Below are 16,832 nucleotides of genomic sequence, written 5' to 3' on the forward strand. Positions count from 1 at the left end.
AAAAGAATGCAGGAAATTACGGTTAATGGAAAGGACTTTGATACCCCGGAAGAAGTATATGAATTTCTGGCAGAAAAGCTGGAACTGCCGGGGGAGAGTGATGGGAATCTGTCTGCTTTGTATGATGTTCTGTTGAATCTGAGCGATGACATCAGATTGATTCTGAATCTTACTGAAGTGGAAGATGATGCGATGATGGAAATACTGGAGCGTATAGCGGAAATTCTGACAGATGCGGCGGATACCAGCGAATATCTGGAAGTTTCCATTAAACAGTGAGCAAAAAAAGGAAGAAGGCCGGCGGAGTTATGAAAAAAATGATATTCATGATTCCGCCGGTTTTCTTTTGGATAAAATACACGATATTTTCCAGAATATGTCAAATGTCTCAAAGTTTTCATATATCACAATTGCGACACACTATGAACATAGAAAGAACACACTTATGGAATATTCTTATAAAAGCAAATGAAAAAAAGGAGACATCATTATGGAAATCTTACAAACATCAAGAAAAAAATTACTTATTGTTCTCAGCATGCTGTGTGCGTTGTGTATGTGTCTGATGGGAACGCCGCGGATAGTCAGGGCGGACAGCGGGTTGACACTCAGTACAGATTATCCGGGAATTTCTGTAAAACCGGGCGATACAAGCAGTTTTACCCTGTATCTTCTGAATGGAACGGATACGGAAATGAATGCGGCTCTGAGTGCAGAAAAACTGCCGGAAGGCTGGGAAGGATATTTCCGCGGAAGCAGCAGTGAAGTCAGCAGTGTACATGTATTTGGAAATCAGACAAAGGAAGACAGTCCTTCTCTCAATTATTCCCTTACGATTCCGGGTGAAACAGAGGAAGGAGATTACCAGGTGGTTCTTAAGGCTGATGCCGGAGACGATGGCGTTGCAGAACTTCCTCTGACAATCCATGTCACTACAGAAGAAGCAGGTCAGGGCAACTTTACTGCAGAATATCCGGAGCTTCAGGGAGATACCGGAACAAGCTTCAGCTTTGATACGACACTTGTAAACAATGGTTCTGTTTCACAGTCCTACAGCCTTTCTGCCAATGCTCCGGAAGGATGGCAGGTCACATTTACCCCATCCGGTGAAAGCAGTCAGGCAGCCAGCATTCCTGTAGACGCAGGGGCAAGCCAGGGAATTACAGTGAAAGTGACTCCGTCTGAAAAAGCAGAGCAGGGAGATTATACCATCAGCTGTACGGCAGTATCCGCAAATGAAACCCTGAACCTGGATCTGAAAGTAACGATCATTGGTACATATAGTCTCGGCCTCAGCACTTCTACCGGAAATTTGAGCGTCAGTGCCTATGCAAATGAAGAAGCAAAAGTAACTTTAAGTATTCAGAATACAGGTAATGTGGATCTGAATAATCTTCAGCTGTCATCTTCCGCATCTACAGACTGGAATGTGCGTTTTGATGAAACAACTATTGATACACTGGAAGCCGGAACCACAAAAGAAATTACAGCTTATATTCAGCCGAGCGAAGATGCGATCATCGGAGATTATGTAACAAGTATTACCATCAGTAATGATCAGACATCTGCCCAGACAGATCTTCGTGTATCTGTGAAAAACCATACAACATGGGGTGTGGCTGCGATTGCGATTATTGTGATCCTTGTAGCGGGACTTGCAGCAATCATTCGTAAGTATGGGAGACGATAAGTATGGCAAAGAATGACATTATTATTTCTACGCAGGATCTTACCAAGATGTATGGGGATAAGACTGCGGTAAATCACCTGAATCTTTCTATTCGGGAAGGAGAGGTGTTCGGACTTTTGGGACCAAACGGTGCAGGAAAGACGACAACGATCCTGATGCTGCTTGGACTTACAGAACCTGTATCAGGAAGTGCGTCCATTCAGGGACTGGACTGTACGAGAAATTCCATGCAGGTAAAACGGATTACCGGCTACCTTCCGGATAATATGGGATTTTATGCAGATATGACCGGGAGGGAAAATTTGAGATTTACCGGCAGACTGAATGGTCTCAGCGAGGATGAGATTGACAATAAGATTGAGCATCTTCTGGAGAGAGTTGGAATGACCTATGCAGCGGATCAGAAAACCGGTACCTATTCGAAAGGTATGCGTCAGCGTCTGGGAATTGCAGATATTCTCATGAAGGATCCCAAAGTAATCATAATGGATGAGCCAACTCTCGGTCTGGATCCGGAAGGAATGAAGGAATTTCTGAAACTGATCAAAGAACTCTCTGTAGAAGACGGCAGAACTGTGCTGGTTTCTTCACATCAGCTGTATCAGATCCAGCAGATCTGTGACCGTGTAGGGATTTTTGTCGGAGGAAGTCTGATTGCCTGCGGAAGAATTGAGGAACTTGGTAAACAGATCGTCAAAGAAGGGCATTATGTTCTGGAAGTAGAAGCTGTCCCCTGTGATGACCGTTTTCTGGGATTTATCCATGGTCTGGAAGGGGTAACGGGAATCGAAAAAGAAGGAAGCAGGTTTATTGTAAAATCATCCAGAGATCTGAGAAAAGATATTACGGGCTTTTTGGGAATGAATGGGTATACTTTATGCCATTTGAGACAGAAAGGCGGAGATCTGGATGAGATTTACAGCAGTTATTTCGAAAAAGCAGAGATGGAAAGTGAGAAAGAAGGTGAGAAACATGGAATCTGGAAAAATGCGAAGCATCTCCTTAAGAAGAAACAGGGATAAGTCTGTTGACAATACAAAGGGAAACTGTTCAGGGATGCACAGCCTGACAGCTCTGTATCGGAAGGAAATGTCGGATCATATTACCAGCAAACGTTTTGTCATTATTTTGTGTTTGGTAATGGCTTCTACCATTGCAGGACTTTACGGAGCATTGAGCGGACTGTCGGATGCAATCAGCGACAGCAGTGATTTCATTTTTCTGAAATTATATACCACAAGCGGAAATTCCATTCCATCTTATATGTCTTTCATTGGTCTGATCGGACCGTTTGTCGGCCTGATTTTCGGATTCGATGCCATTAACAGCGAGAGGAACAATGGAACACTGAACCGCCTGCTTTCCCAGCCAATTTACAGGGATTCTGTGATCATCGGGAAATTTCTGGCATCTGCATCGGTGATTTCCATCATGGTAGTATCCACAGGGGTTCTGATCGGGGCAATCGGATTTCTGAAGACGGGCATTCATCCTTCGGGAGAAGAACTTGTCCGGATTCTTGTATATCTGGTATATACTATTGTATATATTTGTTTCTGGCTGGCAATGTCGATGCTGTTCAGTGTTTACTGCAAGCATTCCTCTACATCTGCACTGGCATCCATCGCATTGTGGATTTTCTTTGCAATCTTTATGAGTCTTCTGGCAAGTATGATTGCAAACGCTGTTTACCCGATCAATGACCAGTACCATGCGATTATCAATACCATGAGCAATTATAATTGTGAGCTGTATCTGAACAGGATTTCTCCTTATTATCTTTACTCAGAAGCAGTGAGCACGATTCTGAATCCTTCCGTTCGTACAGTAAATGTGGTAACCATGTCGCAGATGGTAGGTGCGATCAGCGGGTATCTTTCTCTGGGACAGAGCCTGCTTCTGGTATGGCCGCATCTGGTAGGTATGGCTGCATTGACTCTGGCAGCATTTACCATTGCCTATGTCCGGTTTATGCGCCAGGAAATTCGTGGAAACTGAAAAATGGTAATAAAAAACTCTCTCGGAAGCACTGAGAGAGTTTTTATATTGCTAAAGCAATCCGCCGCAGGCGGAGAATCCTGTAAAGCAGGATCCTTTCTCAATTTGAATATTCGGAATCTTCAAACACGCGCCAGCCCGTACAGATCCTGATAAAATTCCGGATAAGAGATATTGACGCATTCGGCCCCTTCGATTTCCACCGGTCCGTCGCAGATGGTGCCTGCAACAGCGAAAGACATGGCGATTCGGTGATCCAGATGAGAATCAATCACAGCACCGTGGAGGGGAACTCCTCCCCGGATGATCATGCCGTCATCGGTTGCTTCGATATCCGCACCCATGCGTTTCAGATTATCCACCATAACCTCGATGCGGTTGGATTCTTTGACCTTCAGTTCCTGTGCATCTTTGATGACGGTGGTTCCTTCTGCAAATGCGGCCATAACAGCAATCATGGGAATCTCATCAATCAGTGCAGGGATGATCTCGCCGCCGACTGTAGTTCCATGAAGGCTGCTTGTGCGAACGAGAAGGTCAGCTGTCGGTTCTCCGTCCTGAGAGACGTTCAGGAGAGTGATATCTGCTCCCATCTCTTTGCAGACACGAAGAATCCCATCTCTGGTAGGATTGATTCCAACGTTTCTGATCAGTATCTCACTGTTCGGCGTGAGAAGTCCGGCGGCTATAAAATAAGCTGCAGAGGAAATATCTCCAGGTACTCTGATTTCCCTTGCTTCCAGAGCAGGATCCGGATGGATGGAAGCAGTGGTACCCTGAGAGGTTACCTGTGCCCCGAAATAGTTCAGCATAATTTCTGTATGATTTCTGGAAAGTACCGGTTCCGTAACACTTGTAATGCCATCCGCATACATACCTGCCAGCAGTACACAGGATTTGACCTGTGCGGAAGCTACCGGAGAGTTGTAATGTACGGCATGAAGAGGACGTCCGCTGATGCGGAGAGGTGCACAGCCATTGCCGCGGATGCTGGTGATATCCGCCCCCATAGAGAGAAGCGGTGTCATAATGCGCTTCATGGGACGGCTCTGGATGGAAGCATCGCCATTCAGTTCAGAAACAAAATCCTGCCCTGCAAGAATGCCTGAGATCAGGCGGGTGGTCGTGCCGCTGTTGCCTACATCGAGAATGCTGTCCGGAGCACAGAGGCCGTGAAGTCCTTTGCCGTGCACCAGAATTTCCGAAGCATGTTGTTCAATGTTAATTCCCATTTTCCGGAAACAGGAAATGGTAGACAGACAGTCTGCCCCATTGAGAAAATGTGTGATTTTTGTCGTGCCTTCTGCCAGAGAACCGAACATGACAGCTCTGTGGGAAATGGATTTATCTCCGGGTACAGCAATTTCGCCGCGGAGAGAAGTCTGTTTTTTGATTTCCATAACTGATACCTACCGTTCGTATACAATGTAATTTCTTTTTTTCAGGAGAGAAATGGCGCGTTTCATGGCGTCTTCTTCATAAAATTCGATTTTCAGCACACCCTGCTCAAATTCCCGGTTGTGTATGATACCGATATTTTTGATACTGATATTATCCATGGCGAGAATGGTGGCAATGGTGGCAATTCCGCCGGCTTCGTCAGCGATGTCCAGATACAGGACATGAAGCTTGCTGATGGGACCGCTGGACGTTGCATCGATAGAATCCCTGTAATCCCGGGAGCTGGCAAACATCTGATAAAGATGGTCCGCTTCCTGATTATCAATGGTACAGCGGATCTGAATCAGCATACGGATATATTCATCTAGAACACTGGAAATGTTTTCATGATTTTCCAGACAGATCTGCTGCCACATGACAGGAGAGGAGGAGGCAATTCTTGTGATATCCCGGAAACCTCCTGCAGCAATCGTTTTCATGTATTCCTGATCATTGTCCAGAGCATTGACCAGATTTACAAGTGCGGAGGCAATGATATGAGGAAGATGACTGACACCGGCAGTGATATAGTCATGTTCCTGAGCGGTGAGTACCATGGGAATGGCACCAATGGAGGAAACCAGCTCTGTGAAATCTGTGAGCTGCTCCAGCTCTACCTCACCTCCCGGAGTGATGATATAATAAGCATTTTCAATCAGACGGTCACTGGAATGAGCGAAACCGGAACGTTCCGAACCGGCCATGGGATGTCCGCCGATGAAGCATTTTTCCATTCCGAGTTCTTTGACACGCTTATGAATGATTCCCTTGACACTGCCTACATCGGTGATGATACAGTGGTCGGAGATGACCTCTTTGAGATATTCCAGGTATTTCAGATTGTATTCCACAGGTGCGCACAGAAAAATATAATCACAGGAACCATAACGTTCGTCCTGTGCTTCACAGACAGCGTCAATGGTATTGCTGTTCAGTGCTGCTGCCAGTGTTTCTTTATGTCTGGCATAAGCCAGAAGATGATAGTCCGGATGATATTTCCGGATCGCTTTGGCAATGGAACCGCCGATCAGTCCAAGACCGATAAAAGCAATGGTTTTCATGGGTAGTAAGCTTCCTTTCCAGTAACAAGTTCTCGCAATCGGCAGTGATAATCTGCCGCAATAATACTATATTATAGTAAAATCTTCAGCTTATTGTAAGAGATTAGGGGAAAAAAGTCAATTGTCGGTGAAAATAACGATGCATTTGAAGAAAAAACAGAAAAAACCTTGTTAAAATTTCATAAAATACTTGAAAGTTGAAGAGATTTTTAGTAGAATATGGACATATTAGACAAACAGGGAGGTATTACATATGGACGTTTTTAGAACTGACCGAATTAGAAATGTAGTCCTATTAGGTCATGGCGGAGCCGGCAAGACAACATTGGCAGAGGCGATGGCTTATTTAGCAGGAATGACAAACCGCCTCGGCAGAGTAGAGGATGGAAATACAGTCAGCGATTTTGACAAAGAAGAAATTAAGAGACAGTTTTCTATCTCCACTACGCTGATTCCGGTACCATGGAACAAGGTAAAGATTAATGTTCTTGACACTCCTGGATATTTTGATTTTGTTGGTGAAGTAGAAGAAGCTGTAGGTGCTGCTGATGCAGCGATCATCGTTGTTTCCGGTAAGGCTGGTGTTCAGGTTGGAACCCAGAAGGCATGGAATCTTTGTGAGAAATATAAACTTCCGCGTATGATTTTTGTTACGGATATGGATGTGGACGATGTCAGCTATCGTAAAGTTGTGGAAGAACTGACAGAGCTTTACGGCAAGAAGATTGCTCCTCTTCATTTCCCGATTCGTGAAGACGGCAAATTCGTGGGCTATGTTAACGTTGTGAAACAGGCCGGGCGTAAATATATTGACAAGGGTAAGAAGGAAGAATGTGATATTCCGGAATACCTGAATGAGTATCTTGAGAAATATCATGAAATCCTGATGGAATCCGTAGCTGAGACCAGTGAAGAATTTATGGACCGTTATTTTGAAGGCGATGAATTCTCCGTAACAGAGGTTTCCGCTGCACTTGCTACCAATGTTCAGGAAGCAAGCATCGTTCCTGTATGCATGGGTTCACCGGTGAACCTTCGCGGTGTATCCAACCTTCTGGATGATATCTGCGGCTATTTCCCGAGCCCGGATAAACGTGCATGCAACGGTATTTCCCAGAAGACCAATGAAATTTATGAAGCAAATTACGACTTTGCAAAAGCAAAATCTGCTTATGTATGGAAAACCATCGTAGATCCGTTCCTTGGCAAATATTCTCTTATCAAAGTTTGCTCCGGTGTTATCAAGTCGGATGATACTCTGTTAAATGTTGAAAAAGGAGAAGAAGAACGTCTGAACAAGCTGTATGTTCTGGAAGGTTCCAAACCAATTGAAGTTCCGGAGCTTCATGCAGGTGATATCGGTGCCATTGCAAAACTGAACAGCGTACAGACCGGTGACAGCCTTGCAACCAAGACAAATCCGATTCTGTATCCGAAGACTCTGATTTCCACACCATATACCTATAAGAGATATAAAGCTGTGAAGAAGGGCGATGAAGACAAGATTTCGCAGGCTCTTTCCAGAATGATGAATGAAGATAAGACTCTGAAGGTTGTAAATGATTCCGCGAACCGTCAGTCACTCCTTTATGGTATGGGTGACCAGCATCTGGATATCGTTGTAAATAAACTGAAAGAGCGCTACAAAGTAGAAATCGAACTTTCCAAACCGAAGGTTCCGTTCCGTGAGACGATCCGTAAGAATTCTGATGTGGAAGGCAAACATAAGAAACAGTCCGGTGGACATGGTCAGTACGGACATGTTAAAATGCGTTTTGCTCCGTCCGGTGATCTGGAGACTCCATACGAATTTGAACAGGTAGTTGTCGGCGGTGCTGTTCCGAAGAACTACTTCCCGGCAGTTGAGAAGGGTCTCCAGGAATGTGTTCAGAAAGGACCTCTGGCTGCATATCCGGTAGTTGGTGTGAAGGCTACTCTGTATGATGGATCCTATCATCCGGTAGACTCCTCTGAAATGGCATTTAAGATGGCAACCATCCTTGCTTTCAAGAAGGGATTTATGGATGCTTCTCCGGTACTTCTGGAGCCAATCGTTTCCATGAAGGTAACAGTTCCGGATAAATTTACCGGTGATGTTATGGGTGACCTGAATAAACGCCGCGGACGTGTGCTTGGTATGAATCCTGATCATGAGGGCAATACCATTATTGAAGCAGATGTTCCAATGCTTGAAATTTATGGATATTCCACAGACCTTCGTTCCATGACAGGCGGAAGCGGAGATTTCTCCTACACGTTCGCTCGTTACGAACAGGCTCCGAATGATATTCAGGCCAAGGAAATCGAGGCAAGAGCAAGCAAGCTGGAAAGCAATGAAGAGTAAAGATTTTAAAGATTCAGAACATGGATGATGTTCATTCAGGAAAAGCTCCCGTACGGGGGCTTTTTCTGTTGCCCGGAATATGTCTGTTCCGCTGTTCCTCTGTTTTCATTTTGGCGTACATTTTACAATTTTAGAGAACGTTTTAAACACGTTCTGGAAAGATTTCAAATCTGAATAGTATATTTGCTGAAAAGGAATTTTTCTCTTACGGTATAAAAAGAAACGGTATGGCAACTATAACAAAGAGTCCTGCAAAGCTGGATTCTTTCGGATAAAAAAATTCAAGTACTTATTTTAATACAATAATAGTAGGTATGTATCAAAATAAGTACAATATATTGCTTGACTAAAATTTAACAATACTATATATTGGTGCTGTCAATGAAAACAGTGAACAGCAAGGAGGAACCAAATGAGACAGGAATGGACTTCTTTTAAAGAGGGCGTATGGGAGAAGGAAATCAACGTACGCGATTTCATTCAGAAAAACTACACACCTTACGAGGGAGACGAGTCCTTTTTGGCAGGACCGACGGAAGCAACAAAAGAGTTATGGGCACAGGTTATGAAGCTTTCCGAAGAAGAGCGTGCAAAAGGCGGCGTTCTTGATATGGATACCAAAATTATTTCTACCATTACCTCCCATGGACCGGGATACTTGAATAAAGATAAAGAGAAAATTGTCGGATTTCAGACAGATAAACCATTTAAACGTTCTCTGCAGCCTTACGGTGGAATCCGTATGGCAATCAAAGCCTGCGAGGATAATGGATATCATGTGGATCCGCAGGTCGTAGAATTCTTTACCAGGCACAGAAAAACACATAATGACGGTGTGTTTGATGCGTATACTCCGGAAATGCGTGCATGCCGTTCCAGTCATATTATAACCGGACTTCCGGATGCTTACGGACGCGGACGTATTATCGGTGATTACAGACGTGTGGCACTTTACGGTGTTGACAGACTGATTGAAGATAAACAGAAACAGAAAGATACCACAAGAATTATCATGTACTCTGATGTTACAAGAGAACGTGAGGAGCTTTCTGAACAGATCAAAGCGTTAAAAGAGCTGAAAGAACTTGGCCGGATTTACGGATATGATATCAGCAGACCGGCAGCAAATGTGCAGGAAGCAATTCAGTGGCTGTATTTTGGTTATCTTGCAGCGATTAAGGAGCAGAACGGAGCAGCTATGTCTCTGGGCCGTACGTCTACTTTTATTGATATCTATGCAGAACGTGACCTGAAAAACGGAACGTTTACAGAAGAGGAAATCCAGGAGTTTGTTGATCATTTTATTATGAAGCTTCGTCTTGTGAAATTTGCAAGAACTCCGGAATACAATGCATTGTTCTCCGGTGATCCGACATGGGTAACAGAGTCCATTGGAGGTATGGGAATTGACGGACGTTCTATGGTAACAAAAATGTCCTATCGCTATCTTCATACTCTGGAAAATCTTGGAACTGCTCCGGAACCGAACCTGACAGTTCTCTGGTCTACCAGACTGCCGCAGAACTTCAAACGTTTCTGTGCAAAGACTTCCATCATGTCTTCTTCTATTCAGTATGAGAATGATGACCTGATGCGCGTGACTCATGGCGACGATTATGCGATTGCCTGCTGTGTATCTTCCATGCGTGTGGGTAAGGAAATGCAGTTCTTCGGTGCGCGCGCGAACCTTGCAAAATGTCTGCTTTATGCGATCAATGGCGGTGTAGATGAAGTGAGCAAGAAACAGGTTGGCCCCAAATATCGTCCGATTACATCCGAATATCTGGATTATGAGGAAGTGATGGAAAAATTCCATGATATGATGAAGTGGCTGGCAAGTGTTTATGTAAATACTCTGAATATTATTCATTACATGCATGATAAATACTGTTACGAAAGAATCCAGATGGCTCTTCATGACAAAAAAGTAACCCGCTGGTTTGCGACCGGTATTGCAGGGCTTTCTGTAGTGACAGATTCTCTGTCTGCGATTAAGTATGCAAAAGTAAAAACCATTCGTGATGAGAATGGGATTGTCGTAGATTATGTGGTAGAAGGTGATTTTCCAAAATATGGAAATGATGATGACCGCGTAGATGAGATCGCATACGATGTTGTCCATGAGTTTATGCATTATATAAAGGGAAATCATACCTACAGAGGCGGTATTCCGACTACTTCTATTCTGACGATTACCTCCAATGTGGTATATGGAAAAAATACCGGTTCCACACCGGATGGAAGAAAAGCAGGACAGCCGTTTGCACCTGGTGCAAATCCAATGCATCACAGAGACAGCCATGGAGCCGTTGCATCTCTCAGTTCCGTTTCCAAGCTGCCGTTTAAGGATGCGCAGGATGGTATTTCCAATACATTCTCCATTATTCCGGGAGCCCTTGGCAAAGATGATGCCATTTTCTTCGATGATATCACCTTTGAACTGGATCCGGACTGCGCATGCTGCGAACCGAATATGCCGGATGAGAGAGATGCAGAGTAAAGAATACCGGAAGAAAGACTGAACGTATCGATACGGAGCAATGTAAAAAAGAAAAGATACAAAAATAGATGAATATAAAAATCAATCAGATTTCGATAAGATATTGGAACGATAAAAATGGTACAGAAATGAAAGCTTCGAGGGCAGAAAAGAAAGGAGAAAACATATTATGAATATCAGTGACGCACAGATTGACAACCTTGTAAATTTACTTGACGGATATGCAGAAAAAGGCGGTCATCACCTGAATGTGAATGTATTTACCAAAGATACTCTTCTGGATGCACAGGCTCATCCGGAGAAATATCCGCAGCTGACAGTACGTGTATCCGGTTATGCGGTGAATTTTAACAAATTAACAAAAGAGCAGCAGGATGAGGTTATCTCCAGAACTTTCCACGAAGGAATGTAAGAAAGTCAGAAGAAATGCAAAGGATAACCAGATGGAACTGTAATGGATAAAAGGGAAGGAATGTAAGAGATGCATACGGAACAAAAGTGTTTAAAAGGCAGAATACATTCCACAGAGAGCTTCGGGACCGTTGACGGTCCCGGAGTTCGTTTTGTGGTATTTTTTCAGGGGTGTCCGATGAGATGTCTGTACTGTCATAATCCGGATACCTGGATGCCGGACGGCGGTATGGAAACGACAGCAGAAGAGCTGTTGGAAGAATATCGCAGAAATCAGGCTTTTTACAGGACTGGCGGAATTACGGCTACCGGAGGTGAACCGCTTTTGCAGCTTTCGTTTCTTACGGAACTTTTCCGGAAAGCAAAAGAAGAGGGGATTCATACCTGTCTGGATACTTCCGGAATTGTTTACAGGAAAAGCAGAGACAAAGAGTTTCAGGCACTGTTTTCCTGTGTGGATCTGGTGCTTCTGGATTTTAAGCACAGTACAGAAGAGGAGCACAAAAAACTGACGGGGCAGAGTCAGAAGCATATTCTGGAGTTTGCCGATGCATTGGAAAAAGCCGGAATCCCTATGATTGTACGCCATGTAGTCGTTCCTGGAATTACAGATGGAAAAGATCACCTGATCCGTCTTGGACATCTGATCGGAAAGTACCGCAATCTGAAAGGGCTGGAAATTCTTCCCTATCATACCATGGGAAAAGTGAAATATGAAAAACTTGGTATGGAGTATCCGCTGGAATCTGTGGAGAATATGGATGTTGCGAAAGCAAAAGAAGCGCGTACCGTGATTTTGCAGGCAATCCGTGAGACACGCTGTAACTATGCGGGTGATAGGGGGAACTCTTCAGACAATCGCAGCACTGTGAAGTGAATTTATATAGAATTTGAATGGAAGACAGCTGACACTTTTATTGAGATGCTTTTCCCCGATAGCGAAGAGCCCTTATCAAAAAAGTGTCAGCAGTTTTATTTACAGAACCTTTGTGGTCCATTTGCTGCAGTCCCACACATCGGAAACAATATCCTGATAAAACTCCGGTTCATGGCAGATCAGCAGGATACTTCCGCGATATTCCTTCAGTGCTTCTTTCAGCGCGTCTTTTGCGTCTACATCCAGATGGTTTGTAGGCTCATCCAGAAGAAGAACATTGGTTTCTTTATTGACGAGTTTGCAAAGACGAACCTTGGCCTGTTCGCCGCCGCTCAGCACGCGCACCTGACTTTCGATATGCTTGGTGGTAAGACCGCATTTGGCAAGCGCGGACCGTACTTCGTACTGGGTGTAGGAAGGAAATTCTGCCCAGATTTCATCGATGCATGTGGTTTTATTGTCCCCTTTTACTTCCTGTTCAAAGTATCCGATCTGAAGATTATCACCAAGCTCACAGGAACCCTTCAGGGAAGGAATCAGTCCGAGAATGCTTTTAAGAAGCGTGGTTTTTCCGATACCATTGGCACCTACCAGAGCAATTTTGTGTCCGCGCTCCATGGAGAGGGAGAGAGGTTTGGACAGAGGTTCGTTGTACCCAATGACCAGATCTTTTGTCTCAAAGATATATTTTCCTGGGGTGCGTCCCTGTTTGAAATGAAATTCCGGCTTTGGCCTTTCGGCAGCGAGTTCAATCACATCCATTTTATCCAGCTTTTTCTGGCGGGACATGGCCATATTTCTTGTGGAAACCCTGGCTTTATTCCGGGCAACAAAATCTTTCAGTTCGCTGATTTCCTGCTGCTGACGTCGGTAAGCAGCCTCCAGCTGTGATTTTTTTACTGCATATACTTCCTGAAAATGATCATAATCACCGACATACCGATTCAGCTCCTGATTTTCCATATGATACACCAGATTGATCACTTCATTCAGAAACGGAATGTCATGGGAAATCAGCACGAAGGCATTTTCGTAATCAATCAGGTAACGTTTCAGCCATGCGATATGTTCTTCATCCAGATAGTTGGTCGGCTCGTCCAGAAGAAGAATGTCCGGCTTTTCCAGAAGAAGCTTGCCGAGCAGTACTTTAGTACGCTGACCGCCGCTTAGGTCTGTCACATCTCTTTCAAGCCCGATATCCAGAAGTCCAAGGGCTCTTGCAACTTCCTCCACTTTGGCATCAATGACATAGAAATCATGCATGGTAAGGGTATCCTGGATGGTTCCAAGCTCGTCCATCATATCCATCATTTCTTCCTCAGAAGCGGAACCAAGGGAATCGCAGATCTGATTCATCTTTTCTTCCAGTTCAAAGAGATAGGAAAAAGCGGATTTCAGCACATCGCGGATGGTCATTCCTTCTTTCAGCACCGTGTGCTGGTCAAGATAGCCTACGCGCACATTTTTGGCCCATTCGATTTTGCCTTCATCAGGCATCAGTTTGCCTGTGACAATATTCAAAAACGTGGATTTTCCCTCGCCGTTTGCACCGACAAGTCCGATATGTTCGCCTTTCAGAAGACGGAAAGAAACATCATTAAAAATCGCTCTGTCCCCAAAACCATGGGTCAGATGTTCGACATTTAGAATACTCATAAAATATACTCCTTTCTCAGTCTGATTCTTTCAGACCTTCAATATCCGGTGAAGCCATCAGAGAATAGTTGGTATAATATACCACAAATCCGGGTTTGGCTCCACCGGGTTTCTTTACATGTTTCTTCTGTATATAATCGATTTCTACCTTTGGGGCGGTTCGGCCTTTGGAATAATAAGCGGCAAGTCTTCCTGCCTCCTCGAATGTCCTGTCAGGCAGTTCCCCGTCACGGGTTTTTACCACTACATGAGAACCGGCCATTTTTTTTGCATGGAACCACCAGTCGTTTCCTGTTGCAAACTTAAAGGTAAGTTCATCGTTCTGATAATTATTCTTTCCTACATAAATATCGAAGCCATCACTGGAAATATAATGGAACGGTTTGGATTTCGCCTGCATTTTCTGTCCTTTTTTTCCGGAATAATGCTTTTTGATATAGCCGTATTCTGTGAGCTCTTCTTTGATCTGGGAAAGATCACTTTCTGCAACCGCGATATCCAGTGCGTTGGAAATGGATTCCAGATGTTCGATCTCACTCTGCGTGTCTGCAATCTGTTCCGTAAGCGCTTCTTCTGTACGCTTCAGTTTGCCGTATCGTTCAAAATACTTTTTGGAATTTTCGGCAGGAGTAAGCGTGGGGTCGAGAGGAATGGTGATTTCTTCGTTTGTATAATAATTCAGCGCCTGAAAGGATTTGCATCCTTCTTCCAGACCGTAACCGTAAGTGTTGATCAGTTCTCCGTAAATCTTGTATTTGTCTTTTTTGGCAGTGTCTTTCATCTGTTTTTCCTGGAGAATCAGTTTCTTGCGGTTGCGTTCCAGTGCAGTCTGAACGATCCGGCGCAGGTCAGAAGATTTCTGCCGGATACGGGTGATGGTATTTTTGGATGCATAATAAGTTTCCAGCATAGAGGAAACGCTGTCGAAAGTTCTGGAATGATATTCAGAACCATACTGAGTAAGAGGCAGTACAGAATATTCGACAGGTTCGTCTCCCCGGTAGATGATATTCGGGGTAAATTCTCCTTTTACAATCTGTTCCATAAGCCTCTGGAATGTGTGGTACAGATGAATTCCGGCAGTCTCGTCAAGAGAAAGCGCTGCCTCGCTTCCGTCAATGGAGGCTCGGAAACAGATTTCTTCCGCAATGACAGGACTCAGGCCGGTCAGAGAAGAATAAAGCGCTTTGGAAATGTTGCAGGGCTTTTTGCATACGGTTTCCAGAAAAGCTTCTTCCGAAACGGTGAGAGGATCCAGCTTCTCCTGAGTCTGGGGAATAAAGTATTCTCTGCCGGGGAGGACTTCTCTTACAGAACTCATGTGGGAAGAAACATGTTTGATGCTGTCCAGGATCATACGTTTGTCGTCGCAGAAAATGATGTTGCTGTGTTTGCCCATCAGCTCCATGATCAGGACTTTTTTGCACGGATCGCCAAGTTCATTGAGGTGTTCCAGCTCAAATTCCACAACACGTTCCAGGCCGGGCTGGCTGATGCGCGAGATCCGGGCACTTCCGATATGCTTGCGCAGAAGCATACAGAAATTGGGGGCGGTAAGCGGGCTGACTTTGTTTTTCTGTGTAAAGTAGATCAGCGGAAGAGAGGCGCTGGCGGACATGAGGAGCCTGCACTGTCCCAATGGGCCTTTGCCTGTGATGAGAAGCTCGTCCGCTTCCGGCTGGGCGATCTTGTTAAAACGTCCCCCGTTTAAATATCTGTTTAATTCCTGAACCATTGCAGCAATGGTAATTCCATCAAATGCCATGATTAAAATCTCCTTAAAATTATTTCGGTGAATATTATAACATATAAAAAAAGGATTTGACTAGGGTTTTAGAATGAACTATAATGAATCTGTATGTAAAGAGTTACTGTGAACGGAGTGAGCGGTAACTGTAAAAAGATTACTGCGAGGAAGATTTCCAGAGTGCAGTAATTGAAAATCTATTTGCAAAGTGGGAAAACATATGATAAAAAGTATGACAGGCTTCGGACGAGCCGAAGTAGTAACAGAGGAACGGAGAATTACCGTCGAGTTAAAATCTGTCAATCACCGGTATCTTGATCTGAATATCAAAATGCCGAAGAAACTCAGTTTTCTGGAAGGTAATATCCGCAGCCTGATGAAAGAATACATGCAGAGGGGAAAGGTGGATGTATTTATCACCTGTGAAGATTACACTCTGAACCGTGTATCACTGAAGTATAATCGTGAGCTTGCAGGGGAATATCTTCATTATTTCCGGGAAATGGAGGAGCAGTTCGGTCTGGAGAATGATGTCAGAGTGTCGACGCTTTCCAGATGTCCGGAAGTTCTGACTATGGAAGAACAGTCTGTGGATGAAGAACAGCTGTGGTCTTTCCTGGAGGAAGCTCTCAGAGAGGCGTGTACCAGATTTGTGGAGACAAGAAGCCGTGAAGGTGAGAATTTAAAGGCTGATCTGATAGGAAAACTTCATGGACTGGACGAAAAGGTAAGTCTTGTGGAGGAACGTTCACCGGAAGTGGTACAGGCATACCGGGAGAAGCTTGAGGCAAAGGTGCATGAACTTCTGGAGGAGACACAGATCGATGACAGTCGGATCGCAGCGGAAGTGGTCATCTACTCGGACAAAATCTGCAATGATGAAGAGACGGTACGTCTCCGCAGCCATATCAGAAATATGGAGAAGATCCTCAGCGAAGGCGAGAGTGTCGGCAGGAAGCTGGATTTCCTTGCACAGGAAATGAACCGGGAAGCCAATACGATCTTATCCAAATCCAATGATCTGACAATATCCAATATTGCAATTGATCTGAAAACAGAAATTGAAAAAATCCGTGAGCAGATCCAGAATATTGAATGACGGGAGAGA

General features: G+C 44.4%; 13 protein-coding genes. 9 read left to right on the forward strand and 4 right to left on the reverse strand.

The window, feature by feature from the left end; genetic code table 11:
• The first annotated feature begins 6 nt into the window (after positions 1-6).
• The 4 genes from ACTNEW_RS02655 (at position 7) to ACTNEW_RS02670 (ending at position 3,688) form a co-directional block, all read left to right on the forward strand.
• Entirely contained in the window at positions 7-279 is a 273-nt protein-coding gene (locus ACTNEW_RS02655; protein ID WP_441057514.1) for a barstar family protein, read from the forward strand.
• Positions 280-490: 211 nt separating this feature from the next.
• Complete coding sequence (locus ACTNEW_RS02660) at positions 491-1,690, forward strand: COG1470 family protein (RefSeq protein WP_441057517.1); 1,200 nt, start codon at positions 491-493, stop codon at positions 1,688-1,690.
• Positions 1,691-1,692: 2 nt separating this feature from the next.
• A complete protein-coding gene (locus ACTNEW_RS02665) occupies positions 1,693-2,712 on the forward strand; it encodes an ABC transporter ATP-binding protein (RefSeq protein ID WP_441057520.1) in 1,020 nt (339 codons plus the stop codon).
• Complete coding sequence (locus ACTNEW_RS02670; RefSeq protein ID WP_441057523.1) at positions 2,663-3,688, forward strand: ABC transporter permease; 1,026 nt, start codon at positions 2,663-2,665, stop codon at positions 3,686-3,688. The genes ACTNEW_RS02665 and ACTNEW_RS02670 overlap by 50 nt, the downstream gene beginning before the upstream one ends.
• 122 nt (positions 3,689-3,810) lie before the next feature.
• On the opposite strand, the gene aroA is transcribed toward ACTNEW_RS02670, so the two are convergent.
• Positions 3,811-5,088, reverse strand: coding sequence for a 3-phosphoshikimate 1-carboxyvinyltransferase (aroA, locus tag ACTNEW_RS02675; protein WP_441057526.1), 1,278 nt, complete (start codon positions 5,086-5,088; stop codon positions 3,811-3,813).
• Between the two features lie 9 nt (positions 5,089-5,097).
• On the reverse strand, positions 5,098-6,189 hold the full coding sequence (locus ACTNEW_RS02680; RefSeq protein WP_441057529.1) for a prephenate dehydrogenase: 1,092 nt from the start codon (positions 6,187-6,189) through the stop codon (positions 5,098-5,100).
• A 253-nt stretch (positions 6,190-6,442) separates the two neighbouring features.
• On the opposite strand from ACTNEW_RS02680, the gene ACTNEW_RS02685 reads away from it, so the two are divergent.
• The 4 genes from ACTNEW_RS02685 to pflA all read left to right on the forward strand — a co-directional run bounded on the left by ACTNEW_RS02685 (position 6,443) and on the right by pflA (position 12,321).
• Positions 6,443-8,533, forward strand: coding sequence for an elongation factor G (locus tag ACTNEW_RS02685; protein WP_441057532.1), 2,091 nt, complete (start codon positions 6,443-6,445; stop codon positions 8,531-8,533).
• Between the two features lie 412 nt (positions 8,534-8,945).
• A complete protein-coding gene (pflB, locus tag ACTNEW_RS02690) occupies positions 8,946-11,033 on the forward strand; it encodes a formate C-acetyltransferase (protein WP_441057535.1) in 2,088 nt (695 codons plus the stop codon).
• A 169-nt stretch (positions 11,034-11,202) separates the two neighbouring features.
• The gene (grcA3, locus tag ACTNEW_RS02695; protein ID WP_044948060.1) at positions 11,203-11,445 is read left to right on the forward strand and encodes an autonomous glycyl radical cofactor GrcA3; all 243 of its coding nucleotides are present in this window, start codon (positions 11,203-11,205) and stop codon (positions 11,443-11,445) included.
• Positions 11,446-11,514: 69 nt separating this feature from the next.
• The gene (pflA, locus tag ACTNEW_RS02700; protein WP_441057538.1) at positions 11,515-12,321 is read left to right on the forward strand and encodes a pyruvate formate-lyase-activating protein; all 807 of its coding nucleotides are present in this window, start codon (positions 11,515-11,517) and stop codon (positions 12,319-12,321) included.
• 99 nt (positions 12,322-12,420) lie between these two features.
• On the opposite strand, the gene ACTNEW_RS02705 is transcribed toward pflA, so the two are convergent.
• On the reverse strand, positions 12,421-13,977 hold the full coding sequence (locus tag ACTNEW_RS02705) for an ABC-F family ATP-binding cassette domain-containing protein (protein WP_441057541.1): 1,557 nt from the start codon (positions 13,975-13,977) through the stop codon (positions 12,421-12,423).
• A 16-nt stretch (positions 13,978-13,993) separates the two neighbouring features.
• Positions 13,994-15,742 (reverse strand): Rqc2 family fibronectin-binding protein, encoded by a 1,749-nt coding sequence (locus ACTNEW_RS02710; RefSeq protein ID WP_441057544.1) that lies wholly within the window; start codon positions 15,740-15,742, stop codon positions 13,994-13,996.
• A gap of 202 nt (positions 15,743-15,944) precedes the next feature.
• Between ACTNEW_RS02710 and ACTNEW_RS02715 the strand changes: the two genes are divergently transcribed.
• Positions 15,945-16,823, forward strand: coding sequence for a YicC/YloC family endoribonuclease (locus ACTNEW_RS02715; RefSeq protein ID WP_441057547.1), 879 nt, complete (start codon positions 15,945-15,947; stop codon positions 16,821-16,823).
• The last annotated feature ends 9 nt before the right edge of the window (positions 16,824-16,832 follow it).

This window comes from Blautia sp. HCP3S3_G3, from assembly GCF_052063365.1.
Lineage (GTDB): Bacteria > Bacillota > Clostridia > Lachnospirales > Lachnospiraceae > Blautia_A.